Origin of the sequence: Nocardia sp. NPDC047648 (assembly GCF_040642815.1) — a bacterium.
Lineage (GTDB): Bacteria > Actinomycetota > Actinomycetes > Mycobacteriales > Mycobacteriaceae > Nocardia > Nocardia gamkensis.
In genome coordinates, this window is sequence record NZ_JBEYSX010000005.1 from 21,955 (window position 1) to 43,804 (window position 21,850).

Sequence of the window (21,850 nt, forward strand, 5' to 3'; positions counted from 1 at the left end):
CGTCCGAAGCACCGCTCATCGTCCAGGGAATCCAAAGTTTCCAGTAACCACCGTTGTTCCGGAACTTCGTCTCCGACGACATCCCACAGGATTTGACGCACTGTGGTGACGACAAGCACCCCGTGTTCGCCAAGTCTGCCGAAACCGCGATGGAACCGATCGAGCGCAGTGTGTACGCGCGCCTCGCGACAACCGTGCCTGCTCCTCGATACCGTCGATCAACGCCCCAAGCGGCGTTGAGGGTTGATGTCGGACCCCCACAGCGGTGAAATCGCCCGGCGCTCGCTATCGCCGACCAGGTCGTGGAACTCGGGAGCCGCCGAACCGCTCGTAGGCACCTGAAGCCGACCTACGAATTCGGCACTTTACACAGGCAATTCAGCGGGGATACCATCCGGTCTGATTCGGGCGAGCCGCCGGTTGGGCATCGGATATGCCACGAACTCGATTGTTGCTGGAGGTAGCTTCACCCGTGTTGTCCTGGTCTATGGAAGCTGTCCGGGACTGGCTCATAGCTAGAACCGCCGCCCTCAGCGGGCTGGATCCCCTTGCGATCGATGGTCGTGAGCCGTTTACCAGCTACGGGCTCGACTCGCTGATGTTGACCACGCTCGCCGACGAATTGAGTGAGGCAGCGGTGCGCCCCGTTTCGCCCGTCCTGTTCTGGGCGCATCCGTCGCCGATCACTCTGGCGCGCAGGCTGACCGGAGCTGCCTCGACGCCACCGGTGCAGCGCGAAACGCCGGATCAGCGGCATTCGATCGCCATCGTCGGTCTTTCTTGCCGGTTCCCCGGCGCACCCGACCCGATGGCATTCTGGCGATTACTCAGCTCGGGTGCCGACGCGCTCACCGAACCGCCGGATGGTCGATGGCGCGACGGTCCGCCGCGCGGCGGGTTCCTCGACCGGATCGACGAGTTCGACCCGGAGTTCTTCGGTATATCTCCCCGGGAGGCTCCGCACGTCGACCCGCAGCAACGGCTCATGCTCGAACTGATGCAAGAAGCTCTCGATGACGCGGGTATTCCGCCCAGCGGCCTCGCGGGCAGCCGGACCGGAGTTTTCGTCGGTGCGATGTGGAGTGAGTACGGGGCAGGCATTCGCGCGGACCCCGAGCTGGTCACCCAGCACACCTTGGCCGGAGGCGATCCGAGCATCATTCCCGCCCGATTGTCCTACACACTCGGTGCGCGTGGGCCGAGTCTGCTGGTGAACACCGCATGCTCGTCGTCACTGGTCGCGGTCCACCTCGCGGCGCAGAGCCTGCGTGAAGGCGAGTGCGATCTCGCGCTGGTCGGTGGCGTGAGCCTGATGCTCGCGCGGGACACGGTGCACGCACTGTCCCGGCTCGGCGCCCTGGCACCGGACGGGCGGTCCAAGGCGTTCGACGCGCGTGCGGATGGATACGGCCGCGGTGAAGGCGGCGGGATGATCGTGCTCAAGCCCCTCGATCGGGCACTCGCCGACGGTGATCCGATCCACGGCGTGCTCAAGGGCAGCGCGGTGAACCATGACGGATTCAGTAACGGCCTGACGGCACCGAGCCCGCTGGCCCAGGAATCCCTGCTACGCAGCGCTTATCGCCGCGCGGGGGTTGCGCCTGCCGAGGTGGGCTATGTCGAGGCGCACGGAACGGGGACGGCCCTCGGTGACCCGATCGAGGCAAGCGCGTTGGGCGCGGTGCTCGGCGCGGGCCGGTCTCGCGACCACCTGCTGCCGGTCGGTTCGGTCAAGAGCGCGATCGGCCATCTCGAACCTGCGGCGGGGATCGCCGGGCTGATCAAGGTGCTGCTGGCGATGCGGCATCGCACCGTGCCACCATGCGGCCAGTTCGAGGAAGCCAACCCGAATATCCCGTTCGGTGAATGGGGTTTACGGGTGCCTACGCGGGCGGAGCGGTGGGACGGCGACGCGGAAGGCCGCCTCCTCGCCGGGGTGAGCGCGTTCGGCTTCGGCGGTACGAACTGCCACGTGGTCCTCGAGAGCGGCGATGACGCTCCGGTTCACCTGCTGCCCCTTGCCGCGGGCACCGAAGACCGCCTGCCGCCGATCGCCCGATCGCGCGCCGCCGCGTCGGTCGAGGCGGACGGCTCGCACCGGCTCGCACTGTCCGTTCGCGACCGCGACGATATCGCCGTGGGCGCGGAGAAATTCCTCAGCGGCCGTGCCGGAGCCGGAATCAGCACCGGGGTGATCGACAGCGACCGGCCGCACATCACGTTTCTGTTCGGCGGCCAGGGTGCGCAGTGGACCGGGATGGGTGCCCGGTTGCTACGTGAGCCTGCGTTCCGGTCGGCGATCATGCGGTGTGAGACCGCGCTGAGCCCACACGTCGACTGGTCCCTCACCCGACTGCTGACCTCGGCCGACGAAAGCTGGATCGAGCGCACTGAGCTGGCCCAGCCGGCGATCTTCGCGATGCAGCTCGCGTTGACCGACCTGTGGCGAGCACAGGGAATCGAGCCGGATGCCGTCGCCGGGATGAGCATGGGTGAAGTCGCCGCCGCGCACGTCGCCGGAGCGATCACTCTCGATGATGCCGCGCTGATCATATGCAGGCGCAGCGCGATCGCCGGCAAACTGTCCGGCCACGGCGGAATGGCCGTGCTCGACCTCTCCGCTGAGGACACCAACGACCTGCTGTCCAGGCACGGCGGTGAGGTGTGGGTCGCAGGCAGTGCGAGCCCCGGATCCACGGTCATCTCCGGTGATCGAGCAGCGATCAAGGCGATACGGGACGAACTCGCCGCGCGCTCGGTCGCGTCGGCATGGATCAGGGTCGACTACGCCTCGCACAGTCCCTATGTCGACTCCGTCCTGCCTGACCTGCGCGACGCGCTCGCTGATCTGCGGCCCGGTGAGACCCGGATCCCGTTCTATTCCTCGGCCACCGGGGCACAGACGCAGGGCGCGCTGCTCGATGCCGAGCACTGGGTGCGCACCGAACGCGAACCATGGCGGTTCGACACCGTGATGGAACACCTGCTCGCCAGGGGGCGCCAGGTCTTCGTCGACGTCGACCCGCATCCGATCCTCACATCGGTGGTCGAGCAGCACGGCGGCACGGCGCTGCCGACATTGCGCCGCGCGGACCGCGACCACTCGACCTTGATCGACTCATTGGGCGCGCTGTACACCCTGGGCGCGGCCCAGCCGCCGCCGGATCAGGGCCGGACGGAGTTGCTGGTGCTCTCCGCCCGCTCTCGCGATTCCCTGCTGGCATCGGCGACCACGATGGCACGCGAGCTCAGCGGTGACAACGACATCGCCCTGCGCGATCTGTGTTACACGGCCGCGGTGCGGCGCGACCACCACGAACACCGGTTGGCGGTGACAGGTTCGTCTGCGAAGGAGCTGGCAGATTCCTTGCGGGCCGCGGCTGTGGGGACCATGCCCGGCAATGCGTGGATGGGCAGCGTGGCACGTGGCGAGCGGCGAGCGATCGTGTTCGTGTGCTCCGGCCAGGGTTCGCAATGGGCCGGTATGGGCCGAAACCTGTTGCGTGCCGAGCCCGTTTTTCGCGCGGCTGTCGAAGAATGCGAGAAGTGGTTGCGTCCGCTGACCACCTGGTCGCTCACGGCCGAGCTGACCGCGCCGGTGGAACGAAGCCGCCTCGATGAGACCGCGGTCGCGCAGCCGGCTCTGTTCGCTGTCCAGGTGGGGATCGCGCGTCTGTGGCAGGCATGGGGGCTTGCGCCGGAGGCGTTGATCGGCCACAGCGTCGGCGAAGTCACCGCCGCGTACCTGGCCGGGTCGCTGTCCCTCGCCGAAGCGGTCGAGGTGGTGTATCACCGGGGCCGGTTGATGCAGGCCGCGGCCGGAGAAGCCGGAGAAGGTGGTATGGCGACGGTGGAACTGCCCGCCGAGCGGATGAGCGATCTGCTGAGCGCGTACCAAGGTGAACTCACGATCGGCGCGATCAACGATCCCGATTCGACCGTCGTTTCCGGTGACGCCGCCGCACGGGCCGACTTGCTCGTACGGCTGCGCGGCGAGGGGATCGCATGTCGCGAGCTCCGGGTCGGTTACGCGTTCCACAGTGCGCGGATGAACCCGGCCGGGCACGAATTGTCTCAGGCGCTCGGCACGCTCACTCCGGGGCCGAATCGGTTGCCCATCTACAGCACGGTCTCCGGGAATCTCGTCGGCGACCAGTGTTTCGACGCGGACTACTGGGTGCGAAACGTGCGGGAGACCGTGCGGTTCGCGGACGCCATGAACGCCGCGATCTCCGACGGATATCGGGTTTTCCTGGAGATCGGCGCGCATCCGGTTCTGCTGGAGAACGTCCAGCGATGCCTGGCTGCCCGTCGGATCGAAGGTCACGCCGTTGGTTCGCTACGCAAGGGCGAGGACGAACGATCCGCGCTGCGCCGCGCGGCCGGCGCACTGTACGCCGGTGGCTGCTCGCCGGATTTCGATCGGCTACTCGAAACCGGCAGGGTCGTGTCGCTACCCGCTTACCAATGGCGACGGAAGCGATACTGGCTCGCGGCCGACCGGCGTACCGCGCTCGCCGGCGACGGCGGGGGTCATCCGTTGCTCGGCACAGGCCTGATCTCGGCGGTAGAGCAGGGAACCCGTTACTGGCAAGGCGCCCTGGACCCGGTCAGGCTGCCGTATCTCGCGGACCTCACGGTGCGCGGGACCACTGTGATCTCAGCGGCCGCGTTCGCCGAAATGGCATTGGCGTCGGGCGCCGAGGCGTACGCGACCAAGGAGATCGTCGTCACCGACTTGGTGTTCGAGCGCATGCTGGAAGTGACCGCGGCCGCGGTGCCCACGACCCAGACAGTGCTCAGCACACGGGAGGGGCTCTTCCAGGTATTCGGCCAGCGTGGTCCGGATTGGGTGCGCCACGCACTGGCCACCGTCGGGCCGGACACCGAGAAGCCGGACGTGCGTGAGGCGCCCGCCCTGATACGGCACCGCTGCACCGCGCACCGGGACCGGACAGCGCACTACCGCGCGCTGGCCGGCGCGGGGCTGGGAATCGGAGAGCACCTTCGGGGGGTATCGGAGCTGTGGTTCGGCCACGAGGAAGTGCTTGCCCGGCTCGTGCCGCCGGAGCGGCCACATGGTCGAGAGACCGATTACCGAATCACTCCCTCGATGCTCGACGCCGGTCTGCAGGCGCTGATCGCCCTGTGCAACGGTTCGTCCGGAAGCAATGTGGTGACCGGGATCGGTCGGTTGCGAGTGCACCGGACCCCGGCGGGCCCGGTATGGGCGCACGGCCGATCAGCGGGGTCGGGCGGCGACCTCTACCTGCTCGACGACGACGGCCGGGTATTGGTGGAGGCCGAGCGCGTGCGCCTGCGCCCGCTCACAGATCCCGATACGGTCGCGGATTGCCTGTACACGGTGGAATGGCGCGAAAGAGCAGTCCGGCAACCCGTGCCGGATCGAGCCGGGGCGTGGGTCGTGGTGGCGGGCGAGGATCGCCTCGGCGCTGAGCTCGCGGAAGAGCTGCGAGCTCGAGGAAAGCAGTGTGAGCTGGTGACCGCGCAGACGGCGGACCCGATCCGAACAGACTCTCTGCGTGCGGTTCTGACCGGACCGGCCCCGGCGGGGGTTGTGCACATCGGAAGTCTCGGCAGCGAGAGCGTGCGGGGGGTGGCCGACGCGCTGGCGGGGATGGGCTGGCGCGATCAGCCACGGCTGTGGCTGGTGACCCGTGCCGCCCAGGCGGTCGGCGAGCACGTTTCGGCGGTGGATGTCGACCAGGCGGCGTTATGGGGGCTCGGCAGGGCGATCGGGCTCGAGCATCCCGAGCTGTCGGTCACGCGGGTGGACCTTGCCGAGCAGACGACACTCGATGAGGCGGCCACGCTGGCGACGGTCCTGCTCAGCGATGATCGTGAGACCGATGTCGCCCTGCGTCCCGGTGGCCGGTTCGTGGCCAGGCTGGTTCGCGCGCCGGACGTCCGTGAGCGAGCGACGCTATTACGAGCGGACGGCGCATACCTGATCGTCGGCGCGGATGCCGCACTCGCGGAGTCGTTCGCCAGGTGGATGACCGACTGCGGTGCGCGCACCATCGTGATACTGGACCGAGACGGCGCCATCGGGCCGATCAGCATTCCGGGAGCGCAGGTGTCGACCATCGACACGTGCGCGACCGACGACCGCGAGATGACCGGGCTGATCACCGAGATCGAGGCCGCGTCGGGCCCATTGCGCGGGCTCATCCACGCCGATGGCGAGGACAGCGCCTGGCGGTGGCATCGACACACGCTCGATCGCGAGCTGGATCTGTTCGTGCTCTGCTCATCGGTCGCCTCGTTGTTCGGATCCCCGGGCGACTCGATGGCAAGCGCACGGATGAACGCGATCGCGCACCATCGCCGTGCCCGCGGCCTGCGCGCACTGAGCCTGCACCTCGCGCAGGCCGGCATGGCGACACACGGCATCGCCGATGCGTCCTCGGCAGACCTCGCGCGCGCATTGGACCACGGCGTAGGTGCGGATCTCGCTCAAATCGCGGTGATGAAACTGAACCTCCGGCACTGGTACGAATCGTTCCCCAGCGTGGCGGGGACACCGCTGTTCGATGAGATCGAAATCCGTGCCGCGGGGATCGCCACCGCGCTCGCCGACAGGCTGGCCGCGGCCGGCGCCCCGGAACGGGCCGGCTTGATCGAGCAGCACCTGATCGAGCTGGTTTCCCTGACGCTGCAACGAGATCCCACGAGCCTGAGCCGGCAGTCGACGTTCCAGGACATGGGCATGGACTCGCTGATGGCGGTGGAGCTACGCAACCGGCTGGAGTCGTCGCTCGGCGTCCGGTTGTCCGTCGCGCTGGTCTTCACCTACTCCACCATCGCCGCGCTCACCGAGTTCGTCGCGGACCAACTCGCGGGGACGGAGACTCCGGCCGGAGATCCGGAACAGGACGGTCGGTCTTCCATGGCAGCGGACATCGATCTGCTCTCCGACGAGGAAGCCGAGGCCATGCTGCTGGAGAGCATCCGGCTTGTCGAACAGGAACAGCACGATGACTGAGCAGACATCGCCGGTGAAGAAGGCCCTGGCGGCTATGCGGACACTGCAAGCCCGGCTGGACCGGGAGCTGATGGCGAAGACCGAGCCGATCGCCATTATCGGCATGGGCTGCCGTGTCCCGGGCGGCGGCCGCGGCCCCGACGAATTCTGGCAATTGCTCGACGACGGCGTCGATGCGATCACCGAAGTGCCTCCGGACCGGTGGGTGGGTGAGGTCGGCAGCCCGACGCGCTGGGGTGGCTTTCTGTCCGATGTGGACGCCTTCGACGCCGCCTTCTTCGGCATCGCGCCCCGGGAGGCCGAGGCGATGGACCCCCAGCAGCGCTTGCTGCTGGAAGTCGCCTGGGAAGCGCTGGAACAGGCCGGGCACGCTCGGCCCGACCGGCTGGCGGGCTCGAGAACCGGTGTCTTCACCGGTGTTGTCGTCACCGACTACGACCGGCTGAGCCTCGGAAACCGGGACATCTACACGGTGACCGGCAACGGGCACTCGTTCCCCGCAGGACGGCTGTCCTACGTGCTCGGGCTGCAGGGACCCAGCATGGTCGTGGACACGGCGTGCTCGTCGTCGCTGGTCGCCGTGCATCTCGCGGTCCAGAGCCTCCGTTCGGGAGAGAGCGCGATGGCGCTGGCCGGTGGGGTCAACCTGATGCTGGCCAGAGACATGACCGACATGCTGGCCAGCTCGCGCGCGCTGTCCGAGGACGGGCGATGCAAAACCTTCGACGCGCTGGCCAACGGCTATGTCCGGGGCGAGGGCTGCGGGATGCTGGTCCTGCGACGGCTTTCCGACGCGGTGGCCGACGGCGATCCGGTGCTCGCGGTGATCCGTGGTTCCGCGGTGAACTCCGATGGCCGTTCCTCCGGGCTGACCGCGCCGAACGTCTCGGCGCAGAAGGCTTTGCTTCGTCAGGCGTTGCGCAGCGCTCGCGCCGAGGCGGCGGACATCAGTTACGTCGAGACGCATGGCACCGGAACGCCGCTCGGTGATCCGATCGAAGTGGACGCGCTCGCCGACGTGCTCGGCGGGTTGCGCGACGATGGTTCGCGTTGTGTGCTCGGCGCGGTGAAGACCAATATCGGGCATCTCGAAGCGGCTGCCGGGGTGATAGGGCTCATCAAGGTCGTGCTCGCGCTGCAGCGGGAGCGCATCCCGGCGAACCTGCACTTGCGCACTGTCAATCCCAGGATCGACCTCACCGGTACCGCCCTGGTTCTGCCGAGTGACCCGGTTTCGTGGCCCAAACGCGACGGTGCGACGCGGATGGCGGGTGTCAGCTCGTTCGGCATCAGCGGCACCAATGCGCACGTCATCGTCGCCGATCCGCCGGAGCAGCCCGAGCCTCCCGTGACCGAACCCGGACCGGCGCTGGTGCCGATCTCCGCGCGCGATGCGGGCGCATTGACCGATTTGGTCGCCGCGTTCCGCGCCGTGCTCGACGAGCGGCAGGCCGAGATCCCGGATATCGCCTACACCGCGGCTGTCCGCAGGCATCATCATCGGTTCCGGGCCGCCTTGGTGCTGCCCGGCGACGGGCCGCCGCGGCTGGTGCCCGCCACTGAGCAGGCCGAACGGCCGAGAGTGGTCTTCGTGTTCCCTGGCCAGGGCTCGCAGTGGCTCGGCATGGGGCGTGCACTACTCGCCGGCGAGCCCGCGTTCCGAGCGGCTGTCGAGACATGCGACGACGCGATCCAAAACGAGACCGGATGGTCTGTCATCGATGAATTGACCGCCGGGCCGACCACGTCGCGGCTCGACCGGGTGGACGTCGTGCAGCCGGTCCTGTTCGCGATGGAGGTCGCGTTGGCGGCACTGTGGCGATCGAAGGGCATCGAGCCCGACGCCGTCATCGGGCACAGCATGGGTGAGGTGGCCGCCGCGCATGTGGCCGGCGCGCTCACGCTGACCGACGCGGCGCGCGTCATCTGCCGCCGCAGCCGATTGCTGCGCGGACTGGCCGGGCGCGGCGCGATGGCGCTGGTGGAACTGCCGATCGAGCGAGCGAGCGCGGCGCTGTCCGGAGTCGCCGATCGGGTGTCGATCGCGGCGAGTAACAGCGCGCGCTCGACGGTGCTCTCCGGTGATCCGGAGACACTGAACGAGCTCTTGGCCGAGCTCACCGGTGCGGGAGTGTTCTGTCGTCGGATCAAGGTCGAGGTCGCCGCGCACAGCCCACAAGTCGATGCCATCACCGATGACTTGAGTCGCCAGCTCGGTGCGCTGACGCCGACGGCCACCACGGTGCCGATGTGGTCCACCGTGCTCGGTAAGGTCTGCGACGGGGCCGAGCTGGATACCGCCTACTGGATACGCAACCTCCGTGAACCCGTGTTGTTCGCGCAGGCGGTCCGTGACTGCATGGCGCTGGGGCCCACGATCTTCGTCGAGCTGACCCCACACCCCATCCTGCTGCCCTCGATCGAAGAGGACGGAGGCCTGGTCGTTGCGTCCGGGCGGCGCGAACACGATGAGCGCGCGGTTTTCCTGGAATCGCTCGCCGCACTGTATGTCCGCGGCTGCCAGGTGGACTGGCCCGCCCTCCACCCGAGTGGCGGACGCTGCGTGCCACTGCCCGCCTACCCGTGGCGGCGCCAGCGGTACTGGGTGGATCGAACTCCGGCTGCGCGCGCCGAGCACGGGCATCCATTGCTCGGTGGTGAGCCGGTCAGCCCGGCAACCTCACCGGGTACCCGGATCTGGGAGCGCGAGCTGAATCTGCCGTACCTGGCCGACCACATGGTCGACGGCGCGGTGGTGTTCCCGGCGTCGGGATATGTCGAGATGGCGCTTGGCGCATGCGGACGATCGATGGTGCTGGAGGACATCGCATTCGACCGAATGGCGATTCTCGCGAAGGACGGCTCCGGACACGTCCAGTTCATCGAGGACTCCGACCATTTCCAGGTGTATTGCCGAGCGACGAGGGACGAACCGTGGGTTCTGTGCGCGCACGGGACCGCCCGTCACGGTGGCGAGGGCCCGCCGAGGGCCGAGCCGCCATCGTCGGTGCGGAACCGGTGCGGCACCGAGGTATCCGTAGCGGAGCACTACGCGCGGTATGCCGGGCGAGCTGTCGACTACGGCCCGGCTTTCCGTGGTGTGCAACGAATGTGGACCGGTGACGGGGAGGGCGTGGCCTTGGTCGAGCTGACCGGCTCGTCTCCGGGGTATATCTGTCACCCTGCGCTGCTGGACGCTTGTTTCCAAGTGCTCGGCAGCGTGCTACTCGGCCAGCGAGCCGGCGGCGGGGTCATTCCGGTTCGGATCGACCGGCTCCGAATGCACCGGCCACCAGGTGGCCGTGTATGGGTGCACGCCCTTGCCCGGCCCACCGGGGACAGTGGGGATCTGCTGGTGCTCGACGAGGACGGCACCGTGCTGATCGAGGTCGAGGGATTGACAGTGGCAAGGCTGACCGAACAGGGACCGTACCGGGACTGGCTCTACCGGGTGGCATGGCGCGCCGCAGAGCGGCTCGTCGTCCCCGACCCTGGCGATGGGCCTTCGAGGACGTGGCTGGTGCTCACCGACTCCACCGGTGTCGGTACACGTCTGGCCACGCTGCTCGAACAGCGTGGTCAAACCTGCGTACTGGTCGGCAATCGGGACATCGACGTCGCCGATGACGATGCGTGGAGCGCGTTGCTCGACGACGTCGCCGCCGATGGCGAAAGCGCCTGCATCGGGGTAGTGCATCTGTGGAGCCTGGACACCACAGGTACCGAACAGGTCACCGCCGACACGCTGACCGCCGATCAGCACATCACCGGACTCAGCACGGTGCGGCTCGTCCGCGCACTCGCTCGACTCCGTCTGCGGGACCATCCCCGGCTGTGGTTGGTCACCAGAGGCGCACAGCAGGTGGGCGATGAACCGGTCGAGGTGTCCCAAGCGCCGTTGTGGGGATTGGCAAGGACATTGAGCGTCGAGCATCCCGAACTGGCGTGCGTGCGGGTCGACCTCGGATCGGGTTGGGCGCCACCCCATTGCGCCGACGAACTGCTTCCCGAGTTGGTCGGTGCGGACGGCGAGGACGAGATCGCTCTCCGGGAGGAAGGGCGGAATGTGGCGAGGCTGGTACGGGCCTCGTTCGAGCCACGGGACGTCGAACTGTCCTTTGCCCGGGGCACGTACCTGATCAGCGGCGGGCTCGGCGGGCTCGGTATCGGTTTGGCGCGCTGGCTTGCCGCGCACGGTGCGCGGCACCTGGTGCTGGCCGGACGGCATGATCCGGTTCCGGACGTTCAGGCCAGAATCGACGAGCTCAGGAGCGAAGGCGTCGAGGTCGTGGTCGCGCGGGCGGACGTGGCCCGGCGTCAGGACGTCGCCGCGCTGCTCGCGGACATCGACGCCCGGATGCCGCCACTGCGCGGAGTGCTGCACGCGGCCATGGTGCTCGACGATCGGACCATTCTGGAACTGGATGCCGAGCGATACGACCGCGTGCTGGCACCCAAGATGCGGGGGGCTTGGAATCTGCATGAGCTCACCGAGGACCGGGAGCTGGAGTTCTTCGTGATGTACTCGTCGGCCTCTGCCCTGCTCGGCTCGCCGGGGCAGGCCAACTACGCGGCTGCCAACGCATTTCTCGGCGCGCTCGCCCGGCATCGGGAACACGGTGGCCGAAAGGCTCTGTGCGTGGACTGGGGGTTGTACTCGCAGGAAGGAATCATGGCAGAACGCAACACCGAAGGGCAGCGACTCGCGCATCGGGGGGTTGGCACCCTGACCCCCGAACAAGGCACGGACATCCTCGGTCTGCTGTTGGGTGGCAACACCAGCCAGATCGCTGCGGCCGATCTCGATCTGCGACAGTGGCTTGCGTTCTACCCGGCTTTGGCGGGTGCGTCGCTGTTCACCGAATTCGGTGACGATGGTACGGAGAGCGCGAGCAGGTCATCGGATTCCTGGTTCGCCGACCGGCTGCGCGCGGCGACACCTGCCGAACGCCCACGCTTGATCGACGACGTCGTCACTGAGCAACTCGGCCGGATCCTGCATCTCGACGCGGCTTCGATCGACCGGAAGGCGCCGCTGACCAGCATGGGAGTCGACTCGCTGATGGCGCTGGAACTGCGGAACCGGCTGGAGGCGGCGCTCGGCGTCCGGCTGTCCGCGACGCTGCTGTACAGCGCACCGACGGTACGGGCATTGACCGAACAGCTACTCGACGTGCTCGGCATGGCCGAGCCCCAAGAGGCCATCGACGAGGTCGATGACCTCCGCGACCTGCTGGCGCAGATCGACGATTCGATCGACCGGCTCGAGCGCAGGCAGCTGCCGTGACCGTCATCGACGAGGAAGGCTACCGCTCGCGGCTGGTCAAAGCGGCTGCCGCGCTGCGGAGCCTGGAGGCCGAGGTCGAGCGGCTGACGCGGCAGCAATCCGAACCGGTCGCCGTGATCGGCATGGGCTGCCGCTTCCCCGGCGGCGCCGACGACCCGGAATCCTTCTGGACGTTGCTCTCCGACGGCGTCGACGCGGTGTCCGAGCGGCCGGCTCGCGCCACCGACGATGCCGCGCGAACAGGTGCCTTCCTTTCCGCTGTCGACGGTTTCGACGCGGCGTTCTTCGGGATCTCCCCGAGGGAGGCCGCGGCGCTGGATCCGCAACATCGGCTGCTGCTCGAAGTCGCCTGGGAAGCGCTGGAAGATGCCGGCGTGGTGGCCGAGCGGCTGACCGGTAGCAGAACCGGTGTGTTCGTCGGCATGAGCGGCAACGACTATCTGCTGCTCAGCGCCAGATCCGGCGCGATGGGCGGGTACGCGGGCACCGGAACGGCCCACTGTTTCGGTGCGGGCCGGTTGTCCTACCTGCTCGGACTGCGGGGGCCGAGTCTCGCGGTGGACACCGCGTGCTCATCGTCGCTGGTTGCGATACACCTTGCGATTCGCAGTCTGCGGACAGGAGAGAGCTCGCTCGCGCTGGCCGGAGGAGTGAACCTCGTTCTCGACGAGTCGGTAACCCAGATAGTGGCCGATCTGCAGGCGCTGTCGCCGGACGGCCGGTGTCGCGCATTCGACGCGCGTGCGAATGGGTTCGTCAGAGGCGAGGGTTGCGGAATCGTCGTGCTGAAGAGACTGTCCGACGCGCTGGCCGACGGTGATCGCGTGCTTGCCGTGCTGCGGGGTTCCTCGATGAACTCGGACGGTCGCTCGGCCGGACTGACCGCGCCGAACCCATCGGCGCAAAAGGACATGCTGCGTCAGGCCTTCGCCGATGCGCGTGTGCGACCCGACGACATCGGATACGTGGAAACCCACGGCACCGGAACAGCGCTCGGGGACCCGATCGAGATCGAGGCCTTGACCGAAGTTTTCGGCGAACGGGAGCCCGACAGCGGCGGTTGTGTACTCGGCGCCGTCAAGACCAACATCGGGCATCTCGAAGCCGCCGCCGGGATCGCCGGATTGATCAAGGCGGTACTGGCATTGCGGAATGCGCAGATTCCCCGCAACCTGCACTTCAGCGCCCTGAATCCGAGGATTTCCCTGACCGGAACACCATTCGTGATCCCGAAGACGGCCGTGGCATGGCCTCGAAGCGATCGGCCACGGATCGCGGGCGTCAGTTCGTTCGGCATGAGCGGCACCAACGCGCATGTCGTCGTTGCCGAAGCGCCTTCGCCCGAGCAGGTGCCACCGCGCGCCGGGCCCGTTGTGCACCCGGTGTCGGCACGCAGCCCCGCGGCGCTGACCGAGCTTGCTTCGGCACACGCGAGTGTCCTCGAGCGGGGCAACGATCCGCACGATATCGCCTATACCGCAGGGGTGCGGCGTGATCATCACGAGTGGCGGACCGCGGTGGTCGGCGAGTCCGGAGCCGAATTGGCTGGGAAGCTGCGCGCCTTCGCGCGGGACGGCGCCACCGCGGCACGAGCCGCCGCACCGCCTGCGCTCACCTATGTCTTCTCCGGACAGGGCTCGCAGTGGATCGGCATGGGACGGCAATTGCGATCCAGCGAGCCGGTCTTCGCCGCTGTGCTCGGTCAATGCGATGAGCTCATCGCGAAGAACGCATCCTTTTCGCTGCTCGCGGAGCTGGCCGCGCCACCGGACCGGTCGAGGTTGCAGCGCACCGAGATCGCCCAGCCCGCGCTGTTCGCCTTCCAGGTCGCGCTGGCCGCCCTGCTGTCCTCATGGGGTATCCGACCGGACGCGGTCATCGGGCACAGCGTCGGTGAAATCGCCGCAGCGCACGTCGCAGGTGCGTTGAGTCTCGCGGAAGCCATCAGGATCGTGGTGTCCAGAGGCCGCATCATGGCGCGGGCAGCCGGTTCGGGGACGATGGTTGCGGTCGAGCTCGCCCACGATGAGGTCGCGGCCTTGTTGTCCGCGACCGACAGTTCGGTCGCGGTGGCCGCGATCAACGACGACAACTCCGTCGTGCTGTCCGGCGCGGTGGACGAGCTGCACACCGTGCTCGGCCCACTGCAGCGACAAGGCGTTCGCTGCCGTCGGCTGCCGGTCGACTACGCGTTCCACTCCCCGTCGATGGCTCCACTGGCCGTGGAGCTCGCGCAGGAACTCGGCACGGTCGAGGCAGGCCGGACGGCGTGCCCGCTGTACAGCACGGCACGCGCAGACCGGATCGCCGGAAAGGAATTGACCGGGGAGTACTGGGCGGACAACGTGCGGCATCCGGTGCGGTTCGCCGAAGCCGTGCGCGCTGCGGGCAGAGACGGGCAGCGGCTCTTTCTCGAGATAGCACCGCACTCTGTGCTGGCCGGCCATGTCGCGAACTGTCTCGGCGCGTCGGCGGCGATACCGACGCTGCGCAGGGAGCGTCCGGAAATGCTCAGCCTGCTGAACGCGGTCGCCGACCTCTACACCGCGGGGTATCCGGTGGACTTCGGCGGCCTTTACCCGGATCGCCGCACGGTGGTGTCGTTGCCACACTATCCGTGGCAGCGCAAGCGTCACTGGCTCGACACCCCGGAACCCCCACGCGAACAGGTCGCCGTCGAGCCGGTGCATTGGCTCGCGGAGCTGACCGGACTGCCGGATGGAGAGCGAGAGGCCGCGATCGAGTCGGCGGTACGCGCGGACGCGGCTACCGTGCTCCAGTTGTCTTCGCCATCCGATGTCCCGGTCGACGGCAAGTTCATGGAACTGGGCATGGATTCGCTGATGACCGTGCAACTGCGGCATGAACTGGCCGCGCGAACGGGCCTCGCGCTGCCATCCACTCTCGCCTTCGATCACCCGACCCCACGGGCGATCACTCGGTACTTGCTGAAGATGCTCGCGGAGCGCGAAGAGGATGAATCATGATCAAGGTTTACGGGACAGCCACCAGCGCGTGCACGCACAAAGTGTTGATGGTGCTGGCCGAGAAGGACCAGCAAGCCGAGCTGGTCGAGGTGAGTGTTCTCAAAGGACACGACAAGTCGCCGGAACACCGGCAACGCCAGCCCTTCGGTGAGATTCCGGTACTCGAAGACGACGGGTTCCTGCTGTACGAATCGCGGGCGATCATCCGCTATCTCGATCAGCGGCTGCCGGGCCCCGCGCTGACGCCGGACAACCTTCAGCTGCACGGGCTGATGGAGCAGTGGATCAGCATCGAGCAAAGCTATGTCAGCGGCCCCGTGTGGGAGCTGGTCCGTGGCGGCCCGGTCTACGAGATCATCCGGAGCAGCCCCGCTGCCGCGCTGTTGCCGCCGCCGCCGGACCAGGACGCTATCGCCGCTGCCCGCGCCGCGCTGGCGACACCTTTCGACGTCGCGGACGCCACGCTGTCCAGACAGGAATTCCTCGCCGGCCCCGAGTTCTCACTCGCCGAGGTCACCTGGCTGCCCTACTTGCAATATCTGGTCGCCTCCAACGGCGCGGACCTGATCGATGCGCGGCCGAACCTGGCGCGGTGGTGGCGGGAGATCAGTGGCAGGCCGACCTGGCTTCGAGTGGGCAAGGTGCTGGAGCGACCCGAATGAACCAGTTCGATCTGTGGGGTGAGCAGATGCGGGTCGATCCGTTGCCGACGCTGGCGCGGATGCGTGCCGAGGCACCGATCGTCCGGCTGTTCAATCCGCACCAGGGGGCGCCCGAGTGGCGCGTGACCCGCTACGCCGACGTGGTGGAACTGCTCCGTGATCCCCGTTTCAGCAAGGACAAGCGGAAACTGTCCGATCAGGCGCGTTCCCGGTACTTCCGGGTCACCGAATTCGACCGGCTGGACAAGCACATGCTCTACGCCGATCCGCCCGAGCACAGCAGGATGCGCGCACTGGTGGCCAAAGCGTTCACTCCCCGCCGGATCTCGCAGCTGCGCCCACTCATCGCCGAGGCGACGCAGAGGCTGCTGGACCTCGCCGAGCAGCAGGACTCGGTGGACCTGCTCGACACACTGGCATTCCGGTTGCCGATCACCGTGCTGGTCGAGCTGATCGGGGTTCCGATCGAAGACCAGGAGCGCTTCCGGGAGTGGACCAGAATTCTGATTGCTCCGCCGTCGGAAGGAGACTTCGACGCCCTGCGCCGGATGGCGATCGAGTTTCAGCAGTACCTCGAGGAATTCCTCGAGCTGCGCCGCAGGCACCCTCGCGACGACCTCACCAGCGCGTTGATCGAGGCGCAGACGCATGGCGACCGGCTCTCATCGGTAGAACTGATGAGCATGGTGTTCCTGCTCATCGCAGCAGGGTTCGAGACGACGGGCAACCTCATCGGCAACGGGGTGTGGGCGCTGCTCCGTCACCCAGAGCAGATGCGGCGGCTGCGCGACAGGCCTGAACTCATCGAACCAGCCATCGAGGAGGTGTTGCGATACTGCCCACCGGTAGCCAACAGCACCGGGGCATTTCCGCTGACCGATGTCGAGTTTCGAGGCACGGTCATTCCGGCCGAGGAACTGGTCGTCGCTTCGTTGCTGTCGGCACATCACGACGAGGAACGGTTTCCCGAACCGGACCGGTTCGACATCACCAGGACACCGAACCAGCATCTGGGGTTCGGCCATGGCCTGCACTTCTGTCTCGGATCGTCGCTGGCAAAACTCGAGGCGCAGGTGGCTGTCGGCACCCTGGTGCAGCGCTTTCCAGGCCTGGGGTTCGCTGCCGATCCGGACACATTGCGATGGAAGATCGGCGTATTCGTCCATGGCCTGGAATGCCTGCCTGTGACCTGGGAGGCGCGATGACGATCAGAGTGCGCCAGGCGGCGCTGGACGACCTGGATGAGATCATGGCTGTCGAGCAGGACTGGGAGGAATCCCAGCGGGCGAGCCGGGACCAGATGACAGCTCGCCTGCGCGCCTTCCCCGAGGGATTCTGGATTTTCGAGCAGGACGATGAGGTCGTCGGAACCTTGATGGGCTTCCCCATGCGCTACACGCCGGACAAGATCGCCGAACTCAGCGATTGGGATACGGTGACCGGTCATGGCTACTACCCGACGATCGATCTGGACGCCGCGAACGCCATCTACCTCGCCTCCGGCTCGTTGAAGCGGAGCGCGCGCGGCGGAATGGCATACGCGGTGATGATGGAGACCCCGGTCGAGCTGGCCGAGCGGTTGACGCTGGACTATGTTCTCACCGGAGCCAAGATCCCCGGCTACGACGCCTACTGCCGCCGCTTCGGTGAAATCGACGCAGGCGACTACGCGTTTCGTCAGCTCGGCGGCTGCCTCGTCGATCCGTTCCTGGAGATGTACCGGGGGCACGGCTATCTGGTGCCGGACCGACAGCACATCATCCCCGACTACTATCCAGATCCGCCGAGCAGGGACTACGGCGCGATCGTCGTGCGGGACACGTCCGGTCGATGAACTACGTCGCCGGAACTCGACCAAGGCCCGCGACAACGGCCGCCGATATGAACCGAACCAGGTTGCGCCTATGGTGAGCACCACCTCGGCGTCCGGGTCGCGCTGATCGAACGCGACGTGGCCGAGGCCGGAACCGGAGAGCAACGGCCGGCGTGGGTGCGCGAACTCCTGGCCGCTCATCCCGGAGGTTGCGGGTCTGGGTCGTCAGGAAGGTGGGTTTGACGCTTCGTCTGAGTTCGGCGGCAGCGCGTTCGAGGAGGGCGCCGGCCACCGTGGTCATCGAACAGTGTGCCCATCGGTTACGCGAGGCCACTGGCGCTGTCGGTCGATGCCGACCGAGGGCGCAAGGCGCCATGGTGCGATGTTCTGGGTACGGTGAGCGAATGCCGGACAGTACTGCCCCTGCCCGAACCGGCCGTCCGCGCGACAGCAGGGTGGATGCCGCGTTGCTGGAGGCGGCCGCACGATTGATCGCCGAGCGTGGGTACGGCGCACTCACCCTGCAGGCCGTAGCCGACGAGGCGCGCACCAGCAGGCCCGCGCTGTACCGCCGCTACACCGACCGCGCCGATCTCGTCGTATCGGTACTGATCCATCGTTACGGGCTGCATCCGGGCGACGAGGACCTGGGCGGCATCGAGGCGGAGCTGCTGGGCATCCAGCGGCACCAGATGGAGCTTTTCAACGATCAAGTCCTACGCCGAGCGCTGCCCGGTCTGCTAGAAGACCTCGACCGCACCCCGGCGACGGCGCGCCGATTCCACGAGCAGTTCCTGCGCCCGAGGCGATTGTCCACCGCGACCATCCTCGATCGGGCGGTGGCGCGTGGCGAGATCGTCGGCGGAGTGGACGCGGAATGGCTCTGTGACCTGATCACCGGACCGATGCTGATGCGGGCACTGATGCCTGTGCTCGGTCCGATCGATGAGGAGTTCGTGATGCTGACGGTGCGCTCGGCCCTCGACGCGGTCGGATACGCCTCGCGCTGACGATTTCTGTGGTTGACATCACACCTGTTGAGGCATACTTTCATTACACGACGGAATGTAATGAAAGGACCCGGCTATGCGTGTCGACGTCGAATTCCTCAGCGGCGGAGTGACCTTACGGGGCTGGCTGTACCGGCCGGAACGGGCGTCGCGCGATACCGCGCTGGTGGTGATGACGCACGGCTTCGCAGGCGTCAAGGAATGGGTCGCGCCATTCGCCGAGGTATTCAGCAACGCGGGCTTGGCCTGTCTGGTCTACGACCACCCCGGGTTCGGGACTTCCGACGGCGAACCGCGTCAGGAGGTCGACCCGATCCGGCAGATCGAGGGCTACCGGGATGCCATCACCTTCGCCCAAACGCTGGACGGCATCCAACCCGACCGCATCGGCGTATGGGGAACAAGTTACGCGGGCGGTCATGTCCTGGTCGTCGCAGCGACCGATCGGCGCGTGCGCGCCGTGGTATCACAGGTCCCGCTTACCAATGGGTGGGCGACCTTCCGCAGCCTGGTGCCCTCCATCATGCTGCCCACTGTCCATGAGGCGATCGCAGCCGACCGCCGGGCTCGCGCCTCCGGCAAACCGCACGAGATGATCAAGGCGGCCTCCGCTGATTCCACGGAGTTCGTCGCGATGCCTGGCACCGAGGTCTACCAGTGGTTGATGGCCCACGGTCCGCAGGTCCCCACCTGGCGTAACGAGGTCACCCTCTCCAGCGTCGACAAATTCCAGTCTTACGCCCCGGAAGCATTCCTGCGCCGCGTCTCCCCGACCCCGCTGTTGATGGTGATCACCGATCAGGACACATTGACACCCAGCGATATCGCTCTTCAGAGCTACGCCGAGGCACTCGAACCCAAACAACTCGCCCTCATCCCCGGTGGCCACTTCGCCGTCTACGAGGAACAATTCCAACGAGCGTCCTGCGTCGCCCGCGACTTCCTGCTCGCCAAGCTGAGCGGATAAACCCCGCGTCCGGTTCAGCTGTGACCCACCTCGCCGCCGAAAACGCACCAAAAGCCGACGTGCGTGTTACCACTCGTCAACGTTGGACAGAGCTGTTCGAGCACCCGATATCGCCGGACCACCGGCCCGACCTGTTGTGTCGCGTGGGGCGACTTGATGGGCGACAGCTGCGATGCCTCGACCCGTCGATACGCATCGGCGATTCGTAGCAGTGCGAACGCACGCGCGTGCCGCCGGCAGATCGACTGGCGATAGCGGGGCGGTGCCGCACTATCGCGCAGTCCGGTCGGCGGACACGGTCGTGTTGTCGCCGCGGATCGCCTCGGTGCGCATCGGGATCCGCTGTCTGCTTGCCGTATTCGGCCCCAGCGGATCGGCAGCGCGCTCAGCATCGGATCGTAGGCCAGTTCAACATGCGGTGGTCTGTGCCCGCACGCGATACACCTGCCCAGCGTTCAGTCCCACGCTGACGGTGCCCGATGCGGATCCCGGACGACCAACCCGTTGGCGATGTCGGCGACTCCCGACAGCGTCGATTCGCCGCTGGATTCCACATTCGCATCAGCGAGTCATGGCCACAGCAACAGCATTGGGGTCGGCTCCCGGCGGTCCCCCGGCTGCTGGAGCGGCGGCCACGCTCTGGCGTGCCGACGGAGTGCACCTATCCGATCTCGGTGATCACCTGCTCGCAGAAGAGATCGTGCGCTGTCTCACCCAGGCAGCGGCCATCGAACACGCGCTCCCGAACGACTCGGCACGGACCGCAACGAAGCAGCATGACGCCCAGTAGCCTCGCGCAGTGCGCAATCCCTACGATCGGACACACTCGAATCGAACCCTGATCCGAAAGGCCGGGTGAAGCGCGGTGAGTCAGTCACGAGCCGATGTGTTCGACGAGAAGTTCAGCGCGTTCGCGCGGTGGCAAACCAGCCCCTGGGGCCGCCTGCGATACACCGTCGCGGCCGCGAACCTCACCGCCCATCTACCGGCCGGCCCCCTCGAGATCTTGGATGTCGGCGGTGGCAACGGGCTCGACGCGCTCGAACTGGCCTCACAAGGCCATCACGTCACGATCGCCGACATCTCCGAGCAGTCCCTCGCACAGGCGCGTGCCGCGGCCGCGCACCGCGGCCTGGACGACCGAGTCACCACCCGGCACGCGAGCCTCGATGCCCTCGGTGACGAGTTCGGTCGTGGCTGTTTCGATGTACTGCTGTGCCACAACGTGATCCAGTACCTTTCTGACCCAGTCGGGGTGATCGCGGCACTGGCGGTGCCGCTGCGGGTCAGCGGCGTGCTGTCGATGATCGCGCCCAACGCCGACGCCGATCCGCTGCTGAGCGCGGTGCGAGGCCTGGACCTGGACGGGGCGCTGCGGATGCTGGACGCTCCCACTCGCTACAGCGTCGCCTACGAAACCACCACCCGCGCTTGCTATCCCGACCACGTCCAAGCCGACCTGGCCGCTGCCGGATTCGAGGTCATTGCTCATCGCGGCATCCGGACAGTTTGCGACTACATCCTCGACGACGACCGCAAATCCGATCCCGAGTTCTACCGCCAGCTTGAACGCCTGGAAATGGCGCTGGCCACCCGCGAGCCCTACATCCATCTGGCCAGGTTCTTCCACTTCATCGCCAAGCGGTCAAACCCACAGTGACCGCGCAGAGCCCTGGAAGTCCGAGGAGCACCACGCCCAGGATCCCTCCGGTGTGCGAACATTACCCCCAGCCACCGTGGATGCGCCGCCAAGACTGGTGAAGCCCGCAAGCAGTCAGGGAATCGGCGGGCGTGTGGCCCATTTCGCGGTAGGGAGAAATATCATGTCTTCGGACATCACAATCGTTGTGCCGGAAGCGGGATTATGAACGGCTGTGGAAGTTATGCTGGTGGCGGAGTGTCAGGCCGCGCACGCGCTCCACTTTCTCGCCGGAGTCACCCCGCCCACGCCGGTTCGGTGACGTCGATGGCCAAGGTCCCGCCCGGGCCCGCGTAGCTCGTCTCCCCCTGTCACCGGCGACCCCCACCCACTCGCCAGGAACAAACGACCCAAGGGCTCACCCACTTGGTAGGGGCATTTGTTGCGGGTCGAGAAGCCCGTCCACCGGATCAGCATCG

At 67.2% G+C, this 21,850-nt stretch carries 9 protein-coding genes; all 9 read left to right on the plus strand.

Annotated elements, in window-relative coordinates:
• The first annotated feature begins 487 nt into the window (after positions 1-487).
• The 9 genes from ABZ803_RS13130 to ABZ803_RS13170 all read left to right on the plus strand — a co-directional run bounded on the left by ABZ803_RS13130 (position 488) and on the right by ABZ803_RS13170 (position 21,392).
• Complete coding sequence (locus ABZ803_RS13130; RefSeq protein WP_357036430.1) at positions 488-7,006, plus strand: acyltransferase domain-containing protein; 6,519 nt, start codon at positions 488-490, stop codon at positions 7,004-7,006.
• Entirely contained in the window at positions 6,999-12,293 is a 5,295-nt protein-coding gene (locus tag ABZ803_RS13135) for a type I polyketide synthase (RefSeq protein ID WP_357036433.1), read from the plus strand. The genes ABZ803_RS13130 and ABZ803_RS13135 overlap by 8 nt, the downstream gene beginning before the upstream one ends.
• Positions 12,290-15,280 (plus strand): beta-ketoacyl synthase N-terminal-like domain-containing protein, encoded by a 2,991-nt coding sequence (locus ABZ803_RS13140; protein ID WP_357036436.1) that lies wholly within the window; start codon positions 12,290-12,292, stop codon positions 15,278-15,280. Before ABZ803_RS13135 ends, ABZ803_RS13140 begins: the two co-directional genes overlap by 4 nt.
• Complete coding sequence (locus tag ABZ803_RS13145) at positions 15,277-15,942, plus strand: glutathione S-transferase N-terminal domain-containing protein (protein WP_357036439.1); 666 nt, start codon at positions 15,277-15,279, stop codon at positions 15,940-15,942. The genes ABZ803_RS13140 and ABZ803_RS13145 overlap by 4 nt, the downstream gene beginning before the upstream one ends.
• Complete coding sequence (locus tag ABZ803_RS13150) at positions 15,939-17,147, plus strand: cytochrome P450 (protein WP_357036442.1); 1,209 nt, start codon at positions 15,939-15,941, stop codon at positions 17,145-17,147. Before ABZ803_RS13145 ends, ABZ803_RS13150 begins: the two co-directional genes overlap by 4 nt.
• Positions 17,144-17,776 (plus strand): hypothetical protein, encoded by a 633-nt coding sequence (locus ABZ803_RS13155; RefSeq protein WP_357036445.1) that lies wholly within the window; start codon positions 17,144-17,146, stop codon positions 17,774-17,776. The genes ABZ803_RS13150 and ABZ803_RS13155 overlap by 4 nt, the downstream gene beginning before the upstream one ends.
• Before the next feature lie 383 nt (positions 17,777-18,159).
• The gene (locus ABZ803_RS13160; RefSeq protein ID WP_357036448.1) at positions 18,160-18,765 is read left to right on the plus strand and encodes a TetR/AcrR family transcriptional regulator; all 606 of its coding nucleotides are present in this window, start codon (positions 18,160-18,162) and stop codon (positions 18,763-18,765) included.
• Positions 18,766-18,841: 76 nt separating this feature from the next.
• Positions 18,842-19,732: an alpha/beta fold hydrolase gene (locus ABZ803_RS13165; protein WP_357036450.1), complete on the plus strand. Its 891-nt coding sequence runs from the start codon at positions 18,842-18,844 to the stop codon at positions 19,730-19,732.
• Between the two features lie 865 nt (positions 19,733-20,597).
• Entirely contained in the window at positions 20,598-21,392 is a 795-nt protein-coding gene (locus ABZ803_RS13170) for a methyltransferase domain-containing protein (RefSeq protein ID WP_357036453.1), read from the plus strand.
• Positions 21,393-21,850 lie beyond the last annotated feature (458 nt).

Excerpts from the sequence above, each read along its gene's own strand:
- ABZ803_RS13160 (WP_357036448.1), top strand. The coding sequence starts at position 18,160 with ATGCCGGACAGTACTGCCCCTGCCCGAACCGGCCGTCCGCGCGACAGC.
- ABZ803_RS13165 (WP_357036450.1), top strand. The coding sequence starts at position 18,842 with ATGCGTGTCGACGTCGAATTCCTCAGCGGCGGAGTGACCTTACGGGGC.
- ABZ803_RS13135 (WP_357036433.1), top strand. The coding sequence starts at position 6,999 with ATGACTGAGCAGACATCGCCGGTGAAGAAGGCCCTGGCGGCTATGCGG.
- ABZ803_RS13155 (WP_357036445.1), top strand. The coding sequence starts at position 17,144 with ATGACGATCAGAGTGCGCCAGGCGGCGCTGGACGACCTGGATGAGATC.
- ABZ803_RS13130 (WP_357036430.1), top strand. The coding sequence starts at position 488 with ATGGAAGCTGTCCGGGACTGGCTCATAGCTAGAACCGCCGCCCTCAGC.
- ABZ803_RS13145 (WP_357036439.1), top strand. The coding sequence starts at position 15,277 with ATGATCAAGGTTTACGGGACAGCCACCAGCGCGTGCACGCACAAAGTG.
- ABZ803_RS13150 (WP_357036442.1), top strand. The coding sequence starts at position 15,939 with ATGAACCAGTTCGATCTGTGGGGTGAGCAGATGCGGGTCGATCCGTTG.